Below are 21,852 nucleotides of genomic sequence, written 5' to 3' on the forward strand. Positions count from 1 at the left end.
CTTTTATTTGATCTACTCTTTATAGCCATAAAAAACTAAACATGACTAGAAGGAAATTGCTCTCTTTATTAAATCTATAAACTGTTTTATAAAATATATTTTTAAAACTAATTAATAAAAACTTTATGTTAGAAACAGACCGCTTAATCTTAAAACCATTTGTTCAAGAAGATTTATCTACAGTCATTGAGATGTTACAAGACAAAGATTTTATGGCTTTTTCACCTTATGGTCACTTAGCACCTGAAGCTGCAACGACTCGTTTTTTTGAAATATTAGAGCATTATAAAAAGTATAATTTTGGCAAAATGGCTGTGGTCTTAAAAGATACTCATCAAATTATTGGTTATTGTGGGTTTGAAACTTGTGAAGTTGATGGCAAAACAGAAGCTGAACTAGGTTTTAGACTTATTAAAACTCAACGAAATAAAGGCTATATTGTTGAAGCTTCACTTAAGTTACTAGATGACATGAAAAATCGAAATTTTAAGCATGTGATCGCTTTTTCAGAAAAAGATAATTTACCTGCTCACAACCTATTAAATAAGCTTGGTTTTGAAAAAACCAACTCATCTAGTTATATGGATATGGATGTTATCTTCTTCAAAAAAGATCTATTATTTTCTTCATAAGTATTGTTCCTATAGAAAACTTTAAGTTAATGAAGATCTATTTACCTCAAAGAAGCCACCATTAAACGCACATCAAAAAATATAAGAATTCACGCAAATTTCACGACAGCCTCTTTAATTTAACCTTATAAAGTTGGCTAGGATTCATTCATGAAAATTATAACTACTGCCTTAGGGCTGATTACCTTAGTAGGTCTAACAGCATGCAAAAGTGTGCCTAGTTATTCAGGTGATTATGGCAAAGACGAACAACAAATTACTGGTGTTACATTAAATGACGAACAAGCACTAGAGATTGGTAATCACTTTGTTGCTGCGTTTAACACTTTGGGCACACCATCCTTTGTAAGTAATGCAAGTAATCTTTATGCAGATCAGCTCTATATCAACGATACACTCTCACAGTTCTCTCAGAAAAAAGATTTGATTAAACACTTTGAGGGTATGAACACACGCGTCAGTAATGTCACAGTCAAACTCATAAGTGCAACTCATCATCAAGATAGCGCTTATATCCATTGGTATATGACCTATGACTTTAAAATGCTAGGACGCTCTAAAACCATGGCTTCTTACGGAATTAGCCAAATCAAAATTAATGATCAACAGAAAATCATTTTCCAACAAGATTTCTGGGACCCAGCAAACGGTCTTTATCGTTCTTTACCTGTATTTGGAGGAGTTTATAAATGGATATTGCCGTTCAAAAAAGCCGAATCTTAATACTTTTGGGTATTTTAATTGCATCTCACACAAATGGGGCTGAACTAAAGAAATGTAGTTCAGCACCTTTAACGGTAACGAGTCAAAAAGTAGGAAATGTCAGTTACTTTGCTGAGGATTGCTTAAAAAGCTGGCAAAACCAAAGCATAAAAATGGATTTTAGCTATAACCGAGATATTCCCGAATGGGCATTTAAGCGGGCGGCAGCACACTATTTGAAGAAAAATATTAGTGGATTTGATGCAAAATCTCCACTTAATCATATTAATGAGCTTTATAGACCAATTAAGAGCGGAGATTTATATAGTCTTTATTACCAACATGAAAATCAAAAACTGGAGTTAAAATTAAATCAAAAACTATTGGGTTCTATAAATAATCCAAATGCAAATCAATATTTTAAAATCTGGTTTGGTAGCGAACCATTTAATGCTAAATTAAAACAACAACTATTAAATTAATGGCTTAATAAAATCTTATGGGTAATCACTTTATCCTCATGGTTGAGGACCATTTTGAACTGGCGGCAACAGTCTGTGAATTTCTTGAAGTGCATGGTTATGTCATCGATCATGCACGTAATTTAGATGCAGCCCGTTCTTTTCTAAAATCACAGCACTATCATCTTTTACTTCTTGATATAAACTTACCCGATGGTTCTGGTTATGACCTCTGTAATTGGCTACGTACCGAACAAGGGGTTGATATTCCAGTGCTGATGCTGACAGCCAGAGATACGTTAGACGACAAACTTAAAGGATTTACTGCTGGCACAGATGATTATTTAGTTAAGCCATTTGATTTTAATGAATTAGTGATGCGTATTCGTGCCTTAATTAAGAGAGCTGCGGGTGAAGTCGCGAATCATAAAATTCAGATTCATGATTTAATTCTTGATAGCGCAACACAAACTGTAATTCGCGCTGGAAATAATATTGAATTACCACCTATCCAATTTAAACTATTAAAAATTTTGATGCGCCAGTCTCCGAAAGTGGTTACCAAGCAAGAGCTTATGATGGAGCTGTGGGGAGACGAAGAACCTGAAAGTGATGCTTTACGCAGTCATATTTATAACTTAAGAAAAATGGTAGATAAACCATTTGACCCTAAACTATTACACACAGTAGCAGGTGTCGGTTTAAAGATTGCTTTGGAAAATTCGGCCGATTAACTTAGATATACCACAACAATTAAACCTGTTGCTTGTTCTAAGTCTAATTCAGGATGTGTAGCTAAATAGTATTGCCGATCAAACAGTTCGACTCGCCATCCTAATTGTTTGCAAAGCTTCTGTACCAGTTGCAACCCAATGCCATGACCTTTAACTTTTAAAGAAAGCTGTGAATCGCTAAGCTCTTGCACCTTCACATCATTAGGTAAAGAAATTCCTATACCATTATCAGCAATAATCAAACTGTTTTTTTGCTGAATAATATCAATTTGTGAGCCTTGAGAGTAATTGAGGGCATTGCGCAAAATATTACCTAAAACCATTTTGGTCATAGAAGGATATAACCAGCGCGGTTGTTCTGCTGAGTCTGGGTGAATATGAATATGTATACCCTTACTCTCACTCATGACTTGCAAGCTTTCGACTAAGTCTCGCACAATTTGTGATAGGAAATTTTTTTCCGATGGTAGGCTTTTTACTGTATTACGTGCAATTGCGAGTAAAGTGTCGACTAATAATTGCATATCTTCAATCGTATTATGAAGTCGAACTAAGGCTTTATCATCACCGTATCTAGCCTGACAAAGCTGAACATTGCCTTTTAAAATCGTAAGTGGGGTACGAAGTTCGTGACTCACATCTCCAGTGAACTCTCGCTCGCGTCGAATAAACTCACTTAAGACCTGATGATATTTTTCCAAGGCTTGTTTCAGATACTCTGCTTCCATATTGCCATTGGTATTTATATCTTTAAAAGGTGAAGCTTGTGTGTCTTGATGTGCCCAATCAATATTTTCTAATGCATTTGCCAAACGGGTAATTGGGGAAAAATAGCGTCTTGCTCTTCGGTTTGACCACCATAAAAAACTATATAAAACAGATAAACTGAACATCAGTGGAGCAAGTCCAAATAACCAAATCAGCTTATTGACGTTACTCTCACCAAATACCAAAAGTACATGCTGTCCATTACGCTCACCGTATACGGTCATACGTTCTTTACCATCAATAAAGATTCGATGTACCCCACTCTCTAAATGCATATCTTTAAAAGGTTGAGGTGCTATCTGGGTATTCCACCGATATCCATATAAGTTTTTAGTATCTGGCAAATCTGCATTCGGGTTACGATCTATACGTAACCAGTAATGTTCCATTTCCTGTTCTAAAGCGGTTTTAAGCAAAGAACCCTTAATTACCCAAGCACTACAAGCCAACCCGACCACAATCGATAATGCGATTAGAGCAATCTGCAACCAATAATATCGATTGAACATTTTGGCTAATGGATGGCTAGATTTACCATCGCGTCGAGTTCTTATCATATCGTTATCGCCGGGATAGGCTGTAGAAATTACAAAGGTATCTTTTTAAATAAAAAGTGACCAATGACCCATTCTTGTCCTTGCTCAAACCCAAAAAGTTCAGCACAAGCCATGAAAAAAATACGCCAGCGTTGCCACCAAATATTGGCATCTTTTCCATAGATTTTTTTAAATAGCGGTTTAAGTTCTTCCTCTTGATTGTCCATATTATCAAGCCAAGCATTCGCTGTTCTCATATAATGCTCACCTGACCACTGCCAGTGTTGAGCCAGTTCTAAATGCTCTTGAAAATGTAGAAATGTGGAAGTTGAAGGCATTAAACCGCCAGTAAAGAAATACTTGGACATCCAATCATAGTCTGATTTTACTTCAAAAGGATAATGCAAAAAGCGATGACAAAAAATATGACACCAGAGTAACCCATCTGGCTTTAACCATCCCTGAATTTTTTCAAATAGACGTTGATAGTTCCGCACATGTTCAAACATTTCGACCGATACAACACGATCAAATTGGCCCTTGTCTAATTCGAGTACATTTACATCACAAGTGAGTACTTCAACATTGGTAAGCCCTCTCAACTTTGCTTGCCCGAGAATATGTTTTTTCTGAGTCGCGGAGTTTGAAACAGCCGTAATTTGTGAGCGTGGATAATTTTCCGCCATCCATAAGGTTAAAGAACCCCAACCGCAACCTAACTCTAAAATGTGTTGACCGTTTTTGAGTTGTGCTCTTTCACAGTAAAGCTGAAGTGCCAACTCTTCTGCCTGATCTAAAGTTGTTGTTTTAGTTGGAAAGTAACATGCACTGTATTTAAGCCTTTTTCCAAGTACTGCCTGAAAAAACTCGGTCGGTAACTCATAGTGCTGTTCATTTGCTTTATCTGTTTCTACAGCAATTTCACTCTTTTTAAGTAAATTAAGAACGTCCATATAGCGCTGTGCCCCTTGCTCAGGGTCATAACGGCCTTCTTGAATTAAGCGCTTTTTACTTAAAGCACGAATTGCGGCTCTAATTGCATGATCTGGAATCACACCACTTTCAACAATTTTTAGAGACTGATGAACAATAAAATCCATATGAGCACCTATTTTTTTGGTCTTCGCGGAATAAACATTGAAGTTCTTTGTTGATAATCAAGATAATTTTGACCGCGGCTTTTGATTGCTTGTTTTTCACTAAATGGAATACCCGTGACGTAGTATAAAAATAGCCACATCAACACAGGATAAATCCACAATAAATATTCGTCTGCAGCTAAACCAATAATGGGATAGGCAAACCAATGTAACCATTCAAAAAAGTAATTTGGGTGTCGTGAATAACGCCATAATCCTTGATCCATGGTTTTGCCATGGTTTTGCGGATTTAACTTAAATCTGTATAACTGCTGATCGGCAAGCTGCTCACCTGTGAACGCAATCACCATAACTATAGCTGCAATCACTAAAGCGATTTTATATTCACTACTCCATAGGCCTGCTTCTACGTTCAGCAATGTCCACATCGGTAAAAAGAACAGAAACACTAAGAATGTTTGAAATATAAAGAATAATAAAAAGCCAAAATGCTGGAACTTACCCATGGCCTGACGCATATTTGCATATCGACCATCTTCTTTTTGTTCAGACTGATAACGTCTTAACAGGTGCCAAAATAGTCTTAAAAACCATAGACCGCTAAACACGCCGATAAACAGCCTTACTTCAACTGGAGCAACTGAAATGAGCAAAGAAGACACAATAATATTAATTGCCAGACAGAAACTCCAAGCAGCATCTACTATTCCAGCACGACCATTTAGAGTTGCAAGTAACCAGCTTATCAACATGATAACTAAGTCTAGAATGAGCAAATTCCATAACATGTGCTGTCTCCTTGCTAAAGGTGTTTGAACTAGTAACTGGTACTTTCAAACAACAAGTGAACATTGCTTATCACGCCTTCTTTAAAACCGCCCTCGCAATAACATAAATAGAAATCCCACATGCGAATGAAGTTTTCATCGAAACCTAGAGCCAATACCTCTTCCCTTGCAGCTAAAAAACGCTCTCGCCAATGATGAAGTGTTTGCGCATAACTTAGACCAATGTCATTTAAATACTTTAGCCTTAAACCACTCTCAGACGCGGTTTGAGTTAATACACTCACACTCGGAATGAAACTACCGGGAAAAATATAGCGTTTAATGTAGTCAACAGTATTGAGTGCTTTTTTATAGCGAAAATCTTCAATGGTGATGGCTTGAATAAGAGCCAAACCTTTAGGTTTTAAAAGTGCTCTACATTGATCAAAATATGTCGATAGATACTGTGCACCAACTGCTTCAACCATTTCAATTGAAACCAGCTTATCGAACTTACCTTCGAGCAAACGGTAGTCTTTTAATTGCACATCAATACGATGTGCTAAACCTGCTTCATTTACGCGGGTAATCGCTTCATCGTATTGGGCTTGCGAAATAGTAATGGTAGTCACTCGGCAGCCATAATGCTGAGCCGCATAAATTGCAAAACCACCCCAACCACTTCCAATTTCCACCAAGTGATCTAATGGTTTTAAATCCAACTTTTTACAGATAATTTCTTTTTTTAAATCTGATGCTTCTTCGAGTGTCATATTTTCATTTTCAAAAACGGCGCTCGAATACATTAAAGATGGATCTAAAAATAATTTAAAAAAATCATTGCTTAAGTCGTAGTGCTCGGCAATATTTTTACGGCTACCACTTATAGAATTCTTTCTATTTTTATACCAAGCTTTAAGAAAAAACTGGCTTGCTTGGGCAAACATATTTTGATTAAGCTGGTCTAATACATCTCGATTACGCGCCAAGATCTGAATCAACTCTACAAGTTGCTGGCTGCTCCAATCTCCACGGATATAACCTTCTGCTGCACCTAAAACGCCATTTTTTAAAATGAGATCCATCAACAAAGGATTATGTACTTCAACCACAGCATGCAAGTCTGACACTTCACCCACCGTACCATTCCATGCACCCTGAAAAGTAATCTGCCCATGACGTAATTTGAGAAGGCTTTTGAGTAGTAATGGTAGTGAGTCATCTTCACCATACAGAAATGTTTTTATCATGTCTTATCTACCTTGATCTTTTTAGGGTGACGATAAAATGGCACTTTTTTTCGCCACAACTTAAATGCCTCTAAATATATTGAAAACAGCATTTTAAAAGGCGCCAAGCTGTTATTAACAGCATATCGATATTGTTGTGAAGGAAATGTGATGGGTATAAGTTCAAAGCGCATAGTGGCGTCAAAGACTTGATTTTGTTTTTCAAAGAGCTGCATATGAATGACATTTTGTTGATCTGAAAAGCTAAACCGCCAACGGTAAATCAATTGCATAGGCATAAACGGCGAAACATGAAATGATTTTTCAAATTTAAAATCAAAACTTTCATAATCCTTTATGTGACTGTATTGGTTTGTACAATCATGAACATAAACTTTTCGTTCATTCCAAGGGGTGTTGGTAATTTCACTAACAATAAATACAGGTTTTCCAGTTTTAGTTAGAACAAAATAAAATACGACCGAGTTAAAACGAAAACCTAAACATCGAGGTAAAGCCAATACTCTGATTTGCCAGTCTGGTCGGAAATGTGAGTTGTTATTTTGAAGTATTGCTTTCTCTACTCTATCCCTTATAGAGCCACGATACATATTTAAAAAATCATTTTCAGATAGTTTTAGTACATTCCAATGATCGGTAGACCAAAGTGAGCAATCTTTTGAAATTTCATTTAATTGATCTGGATCGAACCACAAATAATTTAAAGTCGAAGTGAATTGGTGCTCTTTAGGGCTATAACGTCTATGACGAATAAGTGCAGGAGCTATAGCAAGTTTATTTAATAACATTTGAGAAGCCTCCTGCTTTTAATATTTATAACACTAAGATTTGCTCTACAACACGAGCTGCACTACGAGCACCATCTTCATGAAAGCCCCATCCCCAATACGCTCCACAAAATGAAGTACGATTATGTCCATTAATCTCTTGCCAGCGTGATTGGGCTTGAATTGCTTTTGCATCAAATACCGGATGACGATACTGACGTTCCACCAAAATATCCTCGGGTTTAATTTTCATATTTGGATTTAAGGTAGAGAAAATTTGAGTTTTGCAGGATAAGTTCTGCAAATTATTCATCCAATATGTAAACCCGTAATGTATAGCGGACGTATCATTTTCAACTTGTGATGTTGGCGTTACATGTACATGCCAACTTGCCCACTGCAAACGGCTTTTAGGCATAATCGAAAGATCACGGTGAACTACCATTCGATTATCTTGATAACCAAATTGGCTTAATATTTCTTGTTCCAGAGATGACGCATCTTTTAATAAACTTAGGCTATCATCAGCGTGGCTTGCAAAAATGACCCAGTCATATTGTGATTGTCCTTCAACGGTTTCAATCAACACCTTTTCTTGCGAACGGCTCACAGCTTTTACTTCTGCAAACTTCCATTCAAGAGATGGACAGTTCTTTTGAATCGCACGAATATAACTTGCCGAACCGTGTTTGACTGTTTGCCATTGAGGCCGTTCATTTAGCTGTAACATGCGGTGATGCTGAAAAAAGCTCACCACAAATCGATATGGAATTTGACCTACTTGCTCAACTGGAGCCGACCATAAGGCACCGCACATCGGATAAAGATGCTCATAACGGAACTCATGACTATATTTGTGTTGGTCTAAATATTCTTCTATGGTTAAAGTAGGCTCAATATCTGCCACATCAATATTTTTATTGTCATCATAAAAACGCAGCAAGTCTGACAACATTTGCAGAAATTTTCGGTTTAAAAAGTTTTGTGGACGTGCAAAGAGCGACCATTTTTTGGAAGGGTTATATTGAAGCCCACTCACCAGATTATTTACCGAAAAACTCATATCGCTACTTTGAGTTTCTACACCTAATTTTTTTAGCATATCGGTAAATAACGGGTAGTTATAATCATTAAACACAATAAAACCACTATCTACCGCGACTTTAGCACCATCTATATCCAGCTCATGCGTGTCAGTATGACCACCAAAATAGTTATTTTTTTCATATACCGCAACCTGATGTTGTTTTGACAATTTCCAAGCGGCATAAAGCCCAGATATACCTGAACCAATAATGGCAATCTTCATAACACTTCCCCATTTTCAATTTTTTCTATTGGTAGATCTTTAATTTTTTTATATTGGTAAACTTTATTCGGTACGGGTTTTAAACCCCATACCAAACCAAATAAAGACATGATTTTGAGAATATAAAAGGTGATATCAATCTGCCACCAATGAAAACCTTGTCGTACACTGCCCGCGTAAAAGTGATGGTTATTGTGCCAGCCTTCACCTAGCGTAATTAGAGAAAGTAGAAAGTTATTACGGCTATCATCTGGGGTATTAAACTCACGTGAACCATAGCGATGAGCAAGCGAGTTAATACATAAAGTTGCATGAATTAGAAGAACAGTAGAAATCACAAAACCCCACACCAAAAGCTGTAAGCCATTAGTACCTAACTCAGGAAAATGTTGTGCGAGCCATGAACCGAAACCATAAATTGCTAAAGCCGTCAAAATCACAATAGGCAGACAAAATCGATCAAGCAAAATTAGTTCTGGATACTTCAACCAGTCTTTAATGACTTTTTTTCGAGTGGCAAAATTTTGCTCATTTAAAAACCAGCCGACATGTGAATACCAAAAGCCTGCTTTCGCTGAATGAGGATCTTGATCGGTGTCGGTAAAGTGATGGTGATAACGGTGATGCGCTGCCCACCATAATGGTCCGCGCTGCGCGCTCATGGTTCCAATGAGTACAAATATGAATTGAACAATTCGTGAGGTTTGAAAAGTTTTATGCGAAAGATAGCGGTGAAAAAAAGCGGTAATCGCAAACATGCGTATAAAATAAAAACCGAGCATAAAGATCACAGCGAACCAAGACACGCCGACCCAAAACGCAGCCAAACAAGCGATATGTAATAAAATAAAAGGAATAATTCTTAACCATTGAATTTTCTTCTCAATGACATATTCGCTAGACGCATCCATTTGCGCATTTTCCGGATCTGACCAGCTATCGATCCAGCGTAGAAAAAATTTAGACATTGATTCGTCCTGATCTAAAGCATTTCTTTTCTGTTTTTAATTTAGAAAATGCGCAATGAATTTTATGTGAAGATCTTAAAATTACGAATAAAATTTAAGATCTTCTTCATCAGTTATTTTCTATTTAGACTGTGTAGTTTTAACAAGTTTAGAAACATCATAACCATACTGTTTCGCAGTTTGCAGATAAGACTGGTATGTCGCTTCATCAAGTTGAGGGCTACGAGAAAGAATCCATAAATATTTATGGCTAGGGCCACCCACTAAAGCAACCTTATAGTCCTGATCTACTCTTAAAACCCAATAATCACCCTTGGTAAAAGGAATCCATCTGAGGCCAGAAGGTAAAAAGCTCACCTTTAATTTACTGTTACCTTCATTTTGCGGATAAGCCACACCTTCAGATGAAATCATTTCACCTTTTTTATTGGTACAGCTATTTAATACACCTACGGTTTTGTCCGCGTTAATAGAATAGTTTGCTGTTGTATTGGCTACACAATTACGCTGAAAAAACATAGGTAAATGTGCAATTTCATACCACTTACCTGCGTATTTATTAATATCAATAGACTCAACCGCGACAGGTTTGGTGTTGTTGTCTGCATACGTACTAAAAGGAAGCGCTACACTAACCATAGCAAGGCCAGTACTCACAACAAGTGATTTAAATGATAATTTCACAATGATCCTCCTATATTTATTTAATATGGTTAACCATACTCCAGAATGCTGTGAACAAAGTGTGAATTTTAAAAATTAATGAGCGCTATTAAGTATTTAATTTAATATTTTTGAAGTGTCTAGAACTGGAAAATCAAGCTCAAAGCACACACCTTCAACCGTGTTATAAACACGGTATAGACCCTCATGTAAATCCATAATTGAAGCGACAATTGATAAACCTAATCCACCTGTCTGGTTCTCATCACTTCGACTTGAGTGGCATTGGTAGAATCTTTCAAAAAGATGCTCAAGTTGATTTTCAGCAATTGAAATACCACTGGTTATCACACTTAGACTCACCACTTTCTTGTGATCAAGTGTCTTATATTTACTTTTAATAAAAATAGTTCGCTTATTCCCACCATAAACTAGTGCATTTAAAATCAAGTTATAAACTGCTCTTTGAAATAGCTCAGGATCTGCAAATAACTTTTGGACTTCTAAATTTAAACTAAAATGGCAGTCTTGCTCCTCGGCTTGATATTCAAAAATTTGGCATAGGTTATCTATAACTTCTTGGACATTTATGTCTTGTTTATTTACAAGAACCATTCTCTGATCGGCTCTTGCCAAGAAAAGCATGCTATCAATCATGCGTTTTAATCTGTGGTAGTCATCTAAATGAGACACCAGCAAATCTTCATATTGCTCAACCGAACGTTCGCCAGTTAAAGCAATCTCGGTTTGCCCAATCAAATTATTTAAAGGCGTACGGAACTCATGAGCGATATCTTCAGAAAAACGGTTGAGCTGCATATAGCCTTTTTCAATACGCTCAAGCATGTGGTTTATATCTTTTGAAAGCAACTCAACTTCTAAAGGAGAATTTGAGAGATTTAACCGTTTCTGTAGCTGGTTTACGTTAATAGAGTGAGTTTGCTTGCGAAGCTCTTGTAACGACCGTAAACCTAAATGGCACGCTAAAATGCAAAGCACAAAGATTGCAAACACGCCCCCGATCACATACATCAAGAGACTTTCTTGAAAAGGTAAAAGGATATTGATGCGTTCCGACCATTGTTTACCTGCAATAAGCAAATAAGGCTCTTGATTAATCGTTATGGTTTTCCAAGCAATTCGAGTTGGATATGGATTATTGGCTAAATCTTGAAATTGAAGACTGTTGCGCTGTGCAAGCTCTGGTAAATGAATATGGAGCGGATTGATATTAATTAAAGTTTTGTCTTTATGGATGAGCAGAAACAAGTTGTCTTGATTGCCAAGCATGTTTTGATATAGTTTAGGCCGCGCAATAATTTGCTCTACATTTTCGCTGTCTTGTAGCAAAATTTCCAAACGGTTAATTCGCTCTGCTAAAGCTTTATCTTGTTGCTTCAATAAAATCTGGTTAATGCCTAAATAGGTCATAAAGCCGACGGAACATAAAATTAAGGCAGAACAAAGCGTGACCAGTAATGTAATACGGACTTCAAGCGAACGCAGAAATTTAAAGTTCATAAGCTAACCGATATTTTATAGCCCAAGCCACGTATGGTATGAATGAGTTTTAATTCATATCCCTCATCAATTTTGCTTCGTAACCGGCGTACAGCGACATCAATAAAATTGGTATCGGTGTCAAAGTTAATATTCCAAACTTCGGAACCAATTTGTCTGCGCGTCACGATTTGCTCTTTATTGATCAATAAATAACGTAATAAGTTAAATTCGGTTTTACTCAGTTCGATTAAGTTGCCACTACGCCATATTTTATGACCAACCAAATCCATTTTTAAATCGCTAATAGACAGCTCATTTTCTTGCAGATATTGCTGTCTTCTTAACAAACTTTTAATGCGTGCCAATAGTTCAATATAGGAAAACGGTTTAGCCAGATAATCATCTGCACCCAACTCTAACCCTTTCACTCTATCTATGACCTGATCTTTTGCCGTTAAGAAAATCACCGGAATTTTTGAAAACTGGCGTAGGACCTGTAATACGCTCCAGCCGTCTATGTCAGGCAACATCACATCAAGAATAAGCAAATCATATTGATCCCTTTTTAGCATTTCCAAACCTTGAAGCCCTAAGTGAACACACTCTGCTTGATATCCGGATTCTTTTAATCCTTTGACCAAATAAGTGGCGATCTTGATCTCGTCTTCAATAATAAGGATACGCATTTTTTAGAGACTCATTTGAAAGATGACAACTTTGTAATGTGATTGTCATGCTTGAAATTAAGCAATTTGTTTAAGATTTTCAAAGCGACATAGAGGCGATCATTATGAAAAAATTGAACTGGCTGATGTTAACAGCCGTGCTATTCGGTAATAGTACTTTTGCACAGCCCCCTGCTTTGAATCAAGTTTATTCGTTAGATCTAAAAACCGCCCACCTTTTAGCTGAAAGTGCTAAAGAGGCATGCAAAAAATTAAATCAAAACATTGCGGTTGTTGTTGTAGATCGCGGCGGTAATCCTTTAACTGCCGAACGGCATGAGCTGGTGGGTCCGCATAATTTAATGGCTGCCGAGAAAAAAGCCTATACCGCGTTATCTACCAAAACATCGACCTTAGTTTTAAGCCAAAACAGTAACCAAAACCCCGATGCAAAAAATTTAACCACCGTAGCGAATTTACTTTTGTTAGGCGGTGGCGTACCTGTCCGTTTTGAGAACCAAGTAATCGGAGCAATTGGCGTTGCGGGTGCTGGCGGTGCACAAAATGACAATCAATGTGCAAGCAAAGCCATTGAAACCGTTTTTAATTCATAAGGAGTTAGTTCAACATGACAAAATCATTTATTGCTTTATCTTCGTTATTTATAGCTTCGGCTACATTTGCACAAACTAATCCGCTGAGTGTGCATGTGTTAAATTTAGAAACGGGTTTACCCTCTTCTCAGGTTGAAGTCGTTTTAGAAAAAAACACCAATAACCAGTGGGTAAAACTCAACCAGCAAGTGACTGATTCAAATGGCCGTATTACTGCACTCTATCCAGAAAATAAAAAACTAGAGCAAGGGGTTTATAAAGTTACCTTTAAAACTGAAGACTGGTTTAAAAAGAACAAACAGCAAACGTTCTTTAGTGAAGTACCCGTGATTTTTAAAGTGGACGGCAGCGTAAACCACTACCATATTCCGTTACTACTTAGCCCTTACGGTTACTCAACCTATAGAGGCAACTAAAATAAAAAAGCCTTTATCTGTTTTTAAGCAGATAAAGGCTTGTGTTAGAAAATTTTACTACGAACAAACACCATTCGTGATCACTATTTTTTTATTTGAATCTAATGCCACAATTGAAGAAGAAACCGAATTAATAATCTGGCCCATCGCCTCACTTGAAGCACTTACAATTGCATCCATTTTCTTAGCTTTCTGATCAATTGGCTGTTTAAACGCAACTCTACAATTGAGCTGAGATCCTGCATTGGTAATGACTTTTGGATTAGATGACTCTAATTGAGTTGGGGGTATTTGACGCTTTACCACCCAAGACACCGCAATATTAATATAGCTTTTATCAACAATATCAAAATGAGAAAAGTCTGTAGAAACTCGATATAAAGGCTGATTGTTTCCAGCAAGCCCACTGCTATAACTGTCAATTGCGCCTAATTTTTGCTGTAAACCTGCCGACAGAGTATCGCGTAATTGTGTACTCATAGTCGATGTCCAGCGCTCATTGTTTAACACCGTAGACTTGCCACTACTGTCTTGTAGCACTAAAGGCGCACGGTCTAAACGGTCTGGAAGACCAACTGGTAGAACTTCAATAACTCGAATACTTGAGCTCACTGCCGGAGTTATTTTAGGACTAATCGTATAGTAGTTCGGCGTTGGTGAACTCGAACAGGCCGTCATAGCAACTACCGTAAAAAACAGACCGCTCCCAAGCAGCCATTTGGCTGCTTTAGGATGTTGAAAAGATAGAGTGTTTTTATTTTTCATCATCGGCCTCTGGTGTCTTACCACGAATAATTGATTCAGGATGTTGCTCAATATAATCTGCCATGAGCTGTAATGAAGCTGCTGCACGTGTCATTTGCTGCAATGCTTTACGTACGTCTTGTTGTAACGGCGCATCGCTCGACAAAATAGACTCAGACGATCTTACAGTTTTACGAACATCGTCCAAAGTTGCTTGTAAACCAGGTGCAACTTTACCATCTAACTGTTTAACCAGCTTGTCGGTAGACTCAATAGCTGTATTCATATTCTTAAGCGTTTTACGAACATCTTGCCCAATTTCAACTAATGGGAATTTAGTTAATTTATCGGCAATTTGAGAAACCTGTGCCTGTAAGCCACTCAACTCTGTTGGAGTGGTTGGAATCACCACACGGTTATCACTCAAAATTTGTAAGCTAGCTGGTTTCGCTTTAGGGAACTTATCTAAAGCAATATAGTTTTGGCCTGTTAAGAGGTTGCCCGTTCTCATTTGCGCACGCCATCCATGCTCAACAAAATCTTTGAAAATGTTGCTATTTGGATTGAGTGCCTGTCCATTTTCAACACGTGACGGATAAATGACCGCCTCAACGCGCATACGAATTTGCTTATAGTTATTATAGAACTCCGCATTAATCGATTTAACATTACCAATTTCAATACCCATGAAATCAATTGGCGCACCAGCAGCTAAACCGCGAAGTGAATGATCGAAGTACATAATCACGCCACGTGGCTGACCATCCGGTTCTTTGAGCGCATCGGATTTTGAGTCCCAAAGATTAAAGCTGCTCTTATTGGCCGCTACAGTCGCATTTGAGTTTTCAGGGAAACCAAAAGCAATACCGCCAGCAACAATACTTGCAAGCGACTGAGTATCTAAATTAAAGCCTGAAGCATTCAAACTCACATCTATACCACTTGCCTGCCAAAAGCGTGTGTCTGTTGTTACAAACTTATCGTATGGTGCACGAATAAAAGTCTGAAGCTGCACACTTTTACCGTCATCAGCTAGCTTATAAGCAGTAATTTGTCCGACGTTAATTCGACGGTAATAAATCGGCGACCCGATATCTAAAGATCCCAAGTCATCGGCTTTCAAAAAGAATTCTTTACCCGGCACATCGGAAGTAATCACTGGTGGTATTTCTAAACCCGTAAATTCAAGTTTTTTCTCGGGTGACTTACCGCCATCTACTTCAATATATGAACCTGACAATAAGGTGTCTATGCCTGAAACGCCACCTGTCCCAATACGTGGTCGTACTACCCAAAAACGTGAATCTTGCGCGGCAAAGTTGCTGGCATTTTTACGTAAATCAATTCGCGCAATAATATGCGAGCGGTCATCGGCTAGATCAATTTGCCGTACAACACCAATATCAACCTGCTTATAGCGCACAGTTGTTTTACCTGCAACTAAGCCTTCTGCTGTACGAAAAGATACTTCAATTGTTGGCCCATTAGAGAGCAACGCTTTCACTGCAAGTGAAAGTGCAATTAAAAGTGCAACCAATGGAACTATCCAAATTAATAGAGGTTTCCACCGATTTTTCTTTTCTTGCGGTTCTGGTAAATCATTCATGTTTTCCAGTTCAACATCAGTCTCATGATGATCTGATGTACCGCCGTTTGTTTTGTTTTCAGACATACTCATTTTTCTTTTATTGACTGGGATTAATGGAATCATTATTCAAGGACGAATGCTCTGCCTGAATAACTGTGGTTTTTTCCGAAGAAAAATCATTGGGTTTATTGGTATTTTGGGATGCGTAAAAATTATCCCAAATAATACGTGGGTCAAAACTTAAAGATGCAAACATGGTTAAGACTACAACTGCACCAAAAGCAATTGAACCTGGCCCTGCTAAAATAGTCGCAAGCGATTGAATCTGAATAAGTGCAGTTAATAAAGCGACCACAAAGACGTCAATCATAGACCAACGTCCGACAAACTCTACAATTCGGTAAAGTTTGATACATTGCTCTGGTGAAAATTTCCAAGCTGCCGATGACTGTATATATACAACCAATAATAGGAAATACAAAATAAATAGCTTAAGCATCGGAATAAAAATACTGGCCATGAAAATGACCACCGACACTAAATAGTCTCCATTTTGCCAAAAATAAATCACACCACTCATGATGGTGTCTTTCTGGCTGCCTAAAAGTGAATCGGTTATTGTCATCGGCAGTACGTTAGCCGGTATATACAAAATAGTCGCAGCAACAACTAAGGCAAAGGTCCGGTTTAAACTTCCCTGTTTGCGCTCATGCAGTACACTATGACATCTAACGCAGCGTAAAACTTTATTCTTTTTAGCAGCGACTACTTTATCTACTTTTGATGAGTTTAATAACCCACAGCAGTGACACAATATCAGCGATAGATCTTTGGCTCGTGGATATTGCTTTAGAACCATATCGGTATTTTCGGCCTTGAGTGCAGTCACTTTTTTTATCGTTTTCATAGTTGTGACCTATCAATTTCGTTCCATATATCGCTCACCTTTATGGACGTAATATAAACCATCAATAGGCTCAAGACCGCAAATGCCCACAAGGCAATTTCTGGAATAACAAGCACCATACCCATTAACTTTACAAGGGTGACCAAAATTCCAATCAGGAATACCTCAACCATTCCCCACACTCTCATAAAATAAAGCGTTCGTAAGGCAACTACTAAAAACTTTGGTCGTCTTTTAAATATACTGACCGTACCCAGTACATAGGCCATTAATAACAAATATGAAAGTGGCACAATAAACGTGGTAATTAAAATTAAGACACCGACAAAAGCCCGATCATAATGAAACATGACCCATACGGCACCCAATAAAGTGGTTTCAGATATATTCCCTTGCAGTTCAATCTTTACAATCGGAAAGCTGTTGGCAATAACAAATACGATTAAGGCCGTTAAAATGAGGGCCAATAAAGTCGTAAATGGCTTAGTATGCCGATAAAGCTCTGCACCACAGCAAACACAATAAGCTCTTTTTCCATAAGCAAGCGGAACTCTACGATAGACGGTATCGCACTCCTCGCAACCTGCTAATTCTTTAAGCTTCATAGGCATACTCTAAGGGTTATTCTTTAACTGTTTTACACAAACTCTTTTATTACTAAGTTAAATTAAAATATAAATCAATCTAAAAACTATACTGGGCAATACAGATTTGACAATAAAAAATTACCGCAGATGCTGTTCAATATATTGTTGAAACTGCTGAATAATATGTACTGATTGTGTGGTGGAATTGAAATAAAGACCAAAGTTTAAAGTCTCCAGTTCAGGCAGTACATCAGTTTCTATGGTCTGAATATCTAGTGGAATTTGAAAACATGATCTTAGACTAATGCCAATCCCCGCCCGTATAGCAGGCCATAGCCCTTGGACTGAGTTACACTCATAAGCAATATGCCAAGCAATACCCTTTTGCTCAAGTACCTCAATCGCCATTTGTCTTAAAATACAAGGTTGCTGTAATACCACAAGTGGTATGGAGGCTCTATTTTCAATGATTTGCAAGATATGGGGATGAGGACAGAATAACCATTTTGTCTCTACACTTTTAAGCTCATGAAAGTTTTCAATTACTGGTTTTTGCTGCCATATAAGTGCTAAATCAAGCTCTTGCTTTTGTACTTTATCAATCAAGTTAAGGTTGCGGTCAACCCGAATTTGAAACTGTACGTTTGGATGCTGCAACATAAACTGAGCGATAAGTTGCTGTAAGGTTCCTTCAGCAAAATCTTCTTGTAAACCAAAACGAATGACTCCACTCGCTTGAGTCTGATGCAGCTTTAAAAGCACAGTATCGTTCAAAGCCAACATGTTTTTTGCATGGCTCAACAATAATTCACCACTTGGGGTTAATTCTAATAGCCGCCCCTGTTTTCTAAGAAGCTGGCAACCTGTTTGTTGCTCTAGCTTTTTTAATTGCGCACTAATTGCGGCAGGTGAACGACATAAGTGTTGTGCTGCTAGCTGATAACTCCCAAGCTCGATTCCTTTAACGAATGCGCGTAAGGCATCTAAATCAAGATTGGTTGGGGGTTTAGTATAATCATTCATAAAAACCGAATTATTAGTTAGAAAAGTTTTGATTTTTTTAACTATACCAAAATGCCATATTAGCAACAACAGCATCAATGTTGAGTTCTAAAATGTTCAGAAAAATTGATATTCATAATTTGGAAATGATTTCGCCCAAACTTTATGAGTTCGGCAAAGACTATTTATTTGCGGATATCTGGCAAAGACAGATAGTTGATACTCAAACACGTTGTTTTATTACGATCACTGCGCTTGTTTTACAAGGGCGTTATTCACAGCTCGAATGGCATATAAAAAATGCCTTAACTAAAGGCATCACGAAAGAACAAATTATTGAAGCCATTACCCATATTGCTTTTTATGCAGGCTTACCTACGGCCATTTCAGCACTTGAACATATGCCAGAGGAGATATGGTCATGCCCATGATTCGCTTTACAACCAGTTATGCATATACAGATCATGAAAAAGCTCAGATATCGAAAATTGTGCAGACTTGTATGGAAAGTTATTTTGATACTCCCCCAAATGATTGCTTTCATTTCTTTGAGCACTTAGCTCAAGGCAATATATATGTTGATCCTGATTACTGGGTGGAATCTTCCCGCACTGAAAAATTCATGCTGCTATACATCACTTCTGGTAAAGCCAGAACAGCTCAGCAAAAATCAGATTTAATGCAGCATGTAACAGCACAGCTCCATCAAAAATTTAAGATTCCAGAGCAAGATATCATGTTTGTGATTGTGCAAAATAGCCCAGAAGATTGGTGCTTTGGTCATGCGCATCGAGCAGATATTTACTTAAAAATGTTAGCTTCGAAACAGTAATTTCAAAGTTTTAAATCGCTATAAACCACTATTTTTAAGGTAATAAATATTTTTAAATATCAAGCTTCCATAACACGAAGCTTTTTATTTAAAAATGAAAATTCCTCAAGTTGAGTTTATATTACTTCTTTAGAATAAGTCTTATTATGAAGATTTATTTAAATATATTCTAAATATATTAAACTTTAAATTATGCTATCTAGTTAACAGAAACTCATTTTTAAGTAGATTGTTTTTTAATTTGAATAAAAACCATTACTTAAATGACAGCAAAAATATTAAATCAATATATATCAATAAATTATAGAGAACATATGCAAAAAAAATTAATTCAAAGACAATTTTATTTCATAAAATATTCTTTATATTATTGTAAAAAAATTTTTACCTTGCATTCAAAATCAAAGCTGATTTAATCACTCAGAATTAGTGACATACATACATCACAAGTACTTTAAACGACTTATTTTCTATAACTAAACTTAAGAAAATCATTAGACTTGAAGGTTTGCTTAAGTAATTTTCATATAGTATTTTAAAAATGAAAAATAAATAAATTTATATATTAAAGATAGATCTAATAATAAAAGTGAGATCAAAATGATTGAATGGTTACAAGGTGTTTTAAAACATAGCCCCGAAATATTATTGTTCTTATCACTCGCAATTGGCTTCTGGATTGGACAGTTCCAGTTTGGAAAATTTCAGTTTGGTGGAGTCGCAGGCTCCCTACTTGTAGCAGTCGTTCTAAGTCTTATCGGTGTACCTGTTGATAACGGCGTTAAAGCAATTTTATTTGCACTCTTCATTTACGCGGTAGGCTTTGAAAGTGGACCCCAGTTTTTTAAATCACTCGGGCCACAGTCTATAAAAGAAATTCTTTTAGCCGTATTTATGGCCGTGTGTGGTTTAGTCACCGTTTTAGTTATGGCTAAAATATTCCATCTCGATAAAGGTTTGGCGGCCGGACTCGCGGCTGGTGGTATGACTCAATCTGCGATTATTGGTACTGCCGGAGATGCTATTTCCAGACTTGATCTGCCTCTGGCTGAGATTCAAAGACTTCAAGCAAATGTCGCGATTGGCTATGCGGTGACTTACATTTTCGGTTCTTTGGGCGCAATCATTGTATGTGTAAATATCTTGCCTAAATTTATGGGTAAAGAAATTCACGACGATGCTTTAAAAGCTCAAAGTGAACGACTTAAAGGTGCTTTTGAACTCGCACCGGGTCAGGAACTGGCAATGCCGGAAATTGTTGGCCGTATTTATAAAGTTAAACAAGCCAATGGGCGCACTATTGCGGAACTTGAAGCAAAAGAAGCAAGCATTACGATTGAACGGTTAAAACGTAAAGATCAGTTTATTGATGTTGCTCCTGAACTCACCTTACAAACAGACGATGTGGTATTGCTGGTCGGTCGCCGTGCCAGTGTCGTTTCCGTAGCCGAGCAAATCGGACCCGAATTGCAATCATCGCAGGGTATGGAAATGATTATGGATACCAGCGATGTCATCTTAAGAAATTCCAAATACATTAACCGCACCTTAGGTGATATTAAGTCCAATACTCCAGCCTATTTGAAGCACGGTATTTATGTACTTGCGATTAAACGTAACGATGAAACTCAACCTTTAAGTGACGACACCATTTTAAAACAAGGTGATGTCGTTACTGTCTATGGTACAAAAAGTGACCTCGATCGTTTAGTGAAAGAAGCTGGTAAAGCCTTACCTGAAAGCCTAAAAACAGACTGGATTTTTCATGGTGCAGGTCTTGTTGTTGGTTTAGTGATTGGTCTTTTTGTGATTCGTTTAGGCGATGTGCCATTAACGCTTGGCGCTGGCGGTGGCGCTTTACTATCGGGTCTTCTATTTGGTTGGATTCGTAGTCGAAATCAGGTACATGGCAATATGCCGTTAGCGGCTTCACAGCTTCTTAAAGACTTAGGTTTGGCAGGCTTTGTTGCAGCGGTTGGCTTACAATCAGGTTTACAGGCCATTCAAACCATTAAAGAAAGTGGTCTTTCACTCTTTATGATTGGAGTAGTTGTAACACTGGTTCCGTTGCTGCTTTCTATGCTGTTTGCTCGTTATGTTCTGCGTTATAGCAACGTTGCGGTAATGGCTGGAGCGCTATCTGGTTCACGTAGTGCAAACCCAGCTTTTGGTGCCATCTTAGACAAAGCAGGCAACTCAATTCCGACTGTTCCTTTCGCAATCACCTATGCCCTCGCAAATGTGTTCTTGACCTTACTCGGACCACTGATCGTAGGCTTAGCCTGATTTTATACATTGAATTAGAAATTTTATTCATCTCACTATAATTAAGGAGAC

At 37.5% G+C, this 21,852-nt stretch carries 24 protein-coding genes; 9 read left to right on the plus strand and 15 right to left on the minus strand.

Annotated elements, in window-relative coordinates:
- Positions 1-125 precede the first annotated feature (125 nt).
- The 4 genes from AC056_RS05020 to AC056_RS05035 all read left to right on the plus strand — a co-directional run bounded on the left by AC056_RS05020 (position 126) and on the right by AC056_RS05035 (position 2,529).
- Positions 126-632 carry a GNAT family N-acetyltransferase gene (locus AC056_RS05020; protein ID WP_077162909.1) on the plus strand — a complete coding sequence of 169 codons (507 nt, stop codon included), beginning with the start codon at positions 126-128 and terminating at the stop codon, positions 630-632.
- Between the two features lie 150 nt (positions 633-782).
- Complete coding sequence (locus AC056_RS05025; protein WP_213033472.1) at positions 783-1,355, plus strand: nuclear transport factor 2 family protein; 573 nt, start codon at positions 783-785, stop codon at positions 1,353-1,355.
- Positions 1,322-1,816 carry a chalcone isomerase family protein gene (locus AC056_RS05030; RefSeq protein ID WP_077162910.1) on the plus strand — a complete coding sequence of 165 codons (495 nt, stop codon included), beginning with the start codon at positions 1,322-1,324 and terminating at the stop codon, positions 1,814-1,816. Before AC056_RS05025 ends, AC056_RS05030 begins: the two co-directional genes overlap by 34 nt.
- Positions 1,817-1,833: 17 nt before the next feature.
- Positions 1,834-2,529, plus strand: coding sequence for a response regulator transcription factor (locus tag AC056_RS05035; protein ID WP_077162911.1), 696 nt, complete (start codon positions 1,834-1,836; stop codon positions 2,527-2,529).
- On the opposite strand, the gene AC056_RS05040 is transcribed toward AC056_RS05035, so the two are convergent.
- The 10 genes from AC056_RS05040 to AC056_RS05085 all read right to left on the minus strand — a co-directional run bounded on the left by AC056_RS05040 (position 2,526) and on the right by AC056_RS05085 (position 12,846).
- Positions 2,526-3,854, minus strand: coding sequence for a sensor histidine kinase (locus AC056_RS05040; RefSeq protein WP_004700750.1), 1,329 nt, complete (start codon positions 3,852-3,854; stop codon positions 2,526-2,528). The two genes, AC056_RS05035 and AC056_RS05040, sit on opposite strands and share 4 nt — an antisense overlap.
- Before the next feature lie 29 nt (positions 3,855-3,883).
- Positions 3,884-4,933, minus strand: a complete 1,050-nt coding sequence (locus AC056_RS05045; RefSeq protein ID WP_039251541.1) for an SAM-dependent methyltransferase — start codon at positions 4,931-4,933, stop codon at positions 3,884-3,886.
- Positions 4,934-4,941: 8 nt separating this feature from the next.
- Positions 4,942-5,721, minus strand: a complete 780-nt coding sequence (locus AC056_RS05050; protein ID WP_077162912.1) for a DUF1295 domain-containing protein — start codon at positions 5,719-5,721, stop codon at positions 4,942-4,944.
- A 29-nt stretch (positions 5,722-5,750) separates the two neighbouring features.
- The gene (locus tag AC056_RS05055; RefSeq protein ID WP_077162913.1) at positions 5,751-6,950 is read right to left on the minus strand and encodes an SAM-dependent methyltransferase; all 1,200 of its coding nucleotides are present in this window, start codon (positions 6,948-6,950) and stop codon (positions 5,751-5,753) included.
- Positions 6,947-7,738, minus strand: a complete 792-nt coding sequence (locus AC056_RS05060) for a DUF1365 domain-containing protein (protein WP_077162914.1) — start codon at positions 7,736-7,738, stop codon at positions 6,947-6,949. The genes AC056_RS05055 and AC056_RS05060 overlap by 4 nt, the downstream gene beginning before the upstream one ends.
- 25 nt (positions 7,739-7,763) lie before the next feature.
- A complete protein-coding gene (locus AC056_RS05065; RefSeq protein WP_077162915.1) occupies positions 7,764-9,026 on the minus strand; it encodes an NAD(P)/FAD-dependent oxidoreductase in 1,263 nt (420 codons plus the stop codon).
- Positions 9,023-9,994, minus strand: coding sequence for an acyl-CoA desaturase (locus AC056_RS05070; protein ID WP_077162916.1), 972 nt, complete (start codon positions 9,992-9,994; stop codon positions 9,023-9,025). Before AC056_RS05070 ends, AC056_RS05065 begins: the two co-directional genes overlap by 4 nt.
- A 120-nt stretch (positions 9,995-10,114) precedes the next feature.
- A complete protein-coding gene (locus tag AC056_RS05075; protein ID WP_049063239.1) occupies positions 10,115-10,678 on the minus strand; it encodes a lipocalin family protein in 564 nt (187 codons plus the stop codon).
- Positions 10,679-10,774: 96 nt separating this feature from the next.
- Entirely contained in the window at positions 10,775-12,178 is a 1,404-nt protein-coding gene (locus AC056_RS05080) for a heavy metal sensor histidine kinase (RefSeq protein ID WP_077162917.1), read from the minus strand.
- Complete coding sequence (locus tag AC056_RS05085; protein ID WP_077162918.1) at positions 12,175-12,846, minus strand: heavy metal response regulator transcription factor; 672 nt, start codon at positions 12,844-12,846, stop codon at positions 12,175-12,177. Before AC056_RS05085 ends, AC056_RS05080 begins: the two co-directional genes overlap by 4 nt.
- A gap of 125 nt (positions 12,847-12,971) precedes the next feature.
- Here AC056_RS05085 and AC056_RS05090 point away from each other — a divergent pair, with 125 nt between their 5' ends.
- Positions 12,972-13,439: a GlcG/HbpS family heme-binding protein gene (locus AC056_RS05090; protein WP_077163068.1), complete on the plus strand. Its 468-nt coding sequence runs from the start codon at positions 12,972-12,974 to the stop codon at positions 13,437-13,439.
- A gap of 14 nt (positions 13,440-13,453) precedes the next feature.
- Positions 13,454-13,855, plus strand: coding sequence for a hydroxyisourate hydrolase (gene uraH, locus AC056_RS05095; RefSeq protein WP_005068395.1), 402 nt, complete (start codon positions 13,454-13,456; stop codon positions 13,853-13,855).
- 57 nt (positions 13,856-13,912) lie between these two features.
- Here uraH and AC056_RS05100 read toward each other — a convergent pair whose 3' ends face one another.
- From AC056_RS05100 to AC056_RS05120, 5 genes are all read right to left on the minus strand, one after another.
- Complete coding sequence (locus AC056_RS05100; RefSeq protein WP_213033473.1) at positions 13,913-14,620, minus strand: PqiC family protein; 708 nt, start codon at positions 14,618-14,620, stop codon at positions 13,913-13,915.
- Positions 14,610-16,277, minus strand: a complete 1,668-nt coding sequence (locus AC056_RS05105; RefSeq protein WP_077163069.1) for an intermembrane transport protein PqiB — start codon at positions 16,275-16,277, stop codon at positions 14,610-14,612. The genes AC056_RS05100 and AC056_RS05105 overlap by 11 nt, the downstream gene beginning before the upstream one ends.
- A gap of 7 nt (positions 16,278-16,284) precedes the next feature.
- A complete protein-coding gene (locus AC056_RS05110) occupies positions 16,285-17,094 on the minus strand; it encodes a paraquat-inducible protein A (RefSeq protein WP_077162919.1) in 810 nt (269 codons plus the stop codon).
- Positions 17,091-17,699 (minus strand): paraquat-inducible protein A, encoded by a 609-nt coding sequence (locus AC056_RS05115; RefSeq protein ID WP_077162920.1) that lies wholly within the window; start codon positions 17,697-17,699, stop codon positions 17,091-17,093. The genes AC056_RS05110 and AC056_RS05115 overlap by 4 nt, the downstream gene beginning before the upstream one ends.
- A 120-nt stretch (positions 17,700-17,819) precedes the next feature.
- A complete protein-coding gene (locus AC056_RS05120; protein WP_049063275.1) occupies positions 17,820-18,704 on the minus strand; it encodes a LysR substrate-binding domain-containing protein in 885 nt (294 codons plus the stop codon).
- Between the two features lie 92 nt (positions 18,705-18,796).
- On the opposite strand from AC056_RS05120, the gene AC056_RS05125 reads away from it, so the two are divergent.
- The 3 genes from AC056_RS05125 to aspT all read left to right on the plus strand — a co-directional run bounded on the left by AC056_RS05125 (position 18,797) and on the right by aspT (position 21,801).
- Positions 18,797-19,114, plus strand: a complete 318-nt coding sequence (locus AC056_RS05125) for a carboxymuconolactone decarboxylase family protein (protein WP_077162921.1) — start codon at positions 18,797-18,799, stop codon at positions 19,112-19,114.
- Positions 19,105-19,515 (plus strand): tautomerase family protein, encoded by a 411-nt coding sequence (locus AC056_RS05130; protein WP_004700716.1) that lies wholly within the window; start codon positions 19,105-19,107, stop codon positions 19,513-19,515. The genes AC056_RS05125 and AC056_RS05130 overlap by 10 nt, the downstream gene beginning before the upstream one ends.
- Before the next feature lie 600 nt (positions 19,516-20,115).
- On the plus strand, positions 20,116-21,801 hold the full coding sequence (aspT, locus tag AC056_RS05135; RefSeq protein ID WP_077162922.1) for an aspartate-alanine antiporter: 1,686 nt from the start codon (positions 20,116-20,118) through the stop codon (positions 21,799-21,801).
- Positions 21,802-21,852 lie beyond the last annotated feature (51 nt).

The organism is Acinetobacter genomosp. 33YU (genome assembly GCF_001990725.1).
Taxonomy (GTDB): Bacteria; Pseudomonadota; Gammaproteobacteria; order Pseudomonadales; family Moraxellaceae; genus Acinetobacter; species Acinetobacter seifertii.

Bases quoted from the DNA above. Each gene is read 5' to 3' on its own strand.
- AC056_RS05020 (WP_077162909.1), top strand. From the start codon at position 126: ATGTTAGAAACAGACCGCTTAATCTTAAAACCATTTGTTCAAGAAGAT.
- AC056_RS05025 (WP_213033472.1), top strand. From the start codon at position 783: ATGAAAATTATAACTACTGCCTTAGGGCTGATTACCTTAGTAGGTCTA.
- AC056_RS05030 (WP_077162910.1), top strand. From the start codon at position 1,322: ATGGATATTGCCGTTCAAAAAAGCCGAATCTTAATACTTTTGGGTATT.
- AC056_RS05035 (WP_077162911.1), top strand. From the start codon at position 1,834: ATGGGTAATCACTTTATCCTCATGGTTGAGGACCATTTTGAACTGGCG.
- AC056_RS05040 (WP_004700750.1), bottom strand. From the start codon at position 3,854: ATGATAAGAACTCGACGCGATGGTAAATCTAGCCATCCATTAGCCAAA.
- AC056_RS05045 (WP_039251541.1), bottom strand. From the start codon at position 4,933: ATGGATTTTATTGTTCATCAGTCTCTAAAAATTGTTGAAAGTGGTGTG.
- AC056_RS05050 (WP_077162912.1), bottom strand. From the start codon at position 5,721: ATGTTATGGAATTTGCTCATTCTAGACTTAGTTATCATGTTGATAAGC.
- AC056_RS05055 (WP_077162913.1), bottom strand. From the start codon at position 6,950: ATGATAAAAACATTTCTGTATGGTGAAGATGACTCACTACCATTACTA.
- AC056_RS05060 (WP_077162914.1), bottom strand. From the start codon at position 7,738: ATGTTATTAAATAAACTTGCTATAGCTCCTGCACTTATTCGTCATAGA.
- AC056_RS05065 (WP_077162915.1), bottom strand. From the start codon at position 9,026: ATGAAGATTGCCATTATTGGTTCAGGTATATCTGGGCTTTATGCCGCT.
- AC056_RS05070 (WP_077162916.1), bottom strand. From the start codon at position 9,994: ATGTCTAAATTTTTTCTACGCTGGATCGATAGCTGGTCAGATCCGGAA.
- AC056_RS05080 (WP_077162917.1), bottom strand. From the start codon at position 12,178: ATGAACTTTAAATTTCTGCGTTCGCTTGAAGTCCGTATTACATTACTG.
- AC056_RS05085 (WP_077162918.1), bottom strand. From the start codon at position 12,846: ATGCGTATCCTTATTATTGAAGACGAGATCAAGATCGCCACTTATTTG.
- AC056_RS05090 (WP_077163068.1), top strand. From the start codon at position 12,972: ATGTTAACAGCCGTGCTATTCGGTAATAGTACTTTTGCACAGCCCCCT.
- uraH (WP_005068395.1), top strand. From the start codon at position 13,454: ATGACAAAATCATTTATTGCTTTATCTTCGTTATTTATAGCTTCGGCT.
- AC056_RS05100 (WP_213033473.1), bottom strand. From the start codon at position 14,620: ATGAAAAATAAAAACACTCTATCTTTTCAACATCCTAAAGCAGCCAAA.
- AC056_RS05105 (WP_077163069.1), bottom strand. From the start codon at position 16,277: ATGAGTATGTCTGAAAACAAAACAAACGGCGGTACATCAGATCATCAT.
- AC056_RS05110 (WP_077162919.1), bottom strand. From the start codon at position 17,094: ATGAAAACGATAAAAAAAGTGACTGCACTCAAGGCCGAAAATACCGAT.
- AC056_RS05115 (WP_077162920.1), bottom strand. From the start codon at position 17,699: ATGAAGCTTAAAGAATTAGCAGGTTGCGAGGAGTGCGATACCGTCTAT.
- AC056_RS05120 (WP_049063275.1), bottom strand. From the start codon at position 18,704: ATGAATGATTATACTAAACCCCCAACCAATCTTGATTTAGATGCCTTA.
- AC056_RS05125 (WP_077162921.1), top strand. From the start codon at position 18,797: ATGTTCAGAAAAATTGATATTCATAATTTGGAAATGATTTCGCCCAAA.
- AC056_RS05130 (WP_004700716.1), top strand. From the start codon at position 19,105: ATGCCCATGATTCGCTTTACAACCAGTTATGCATATACAGATCATGAA.
- aspT (WP_077162922.1), top strand. From the start codon at position 20,116: ATGATTGAATGGTTACAAGGTGTTTTAAAACATAGCCCCGAAATATTA.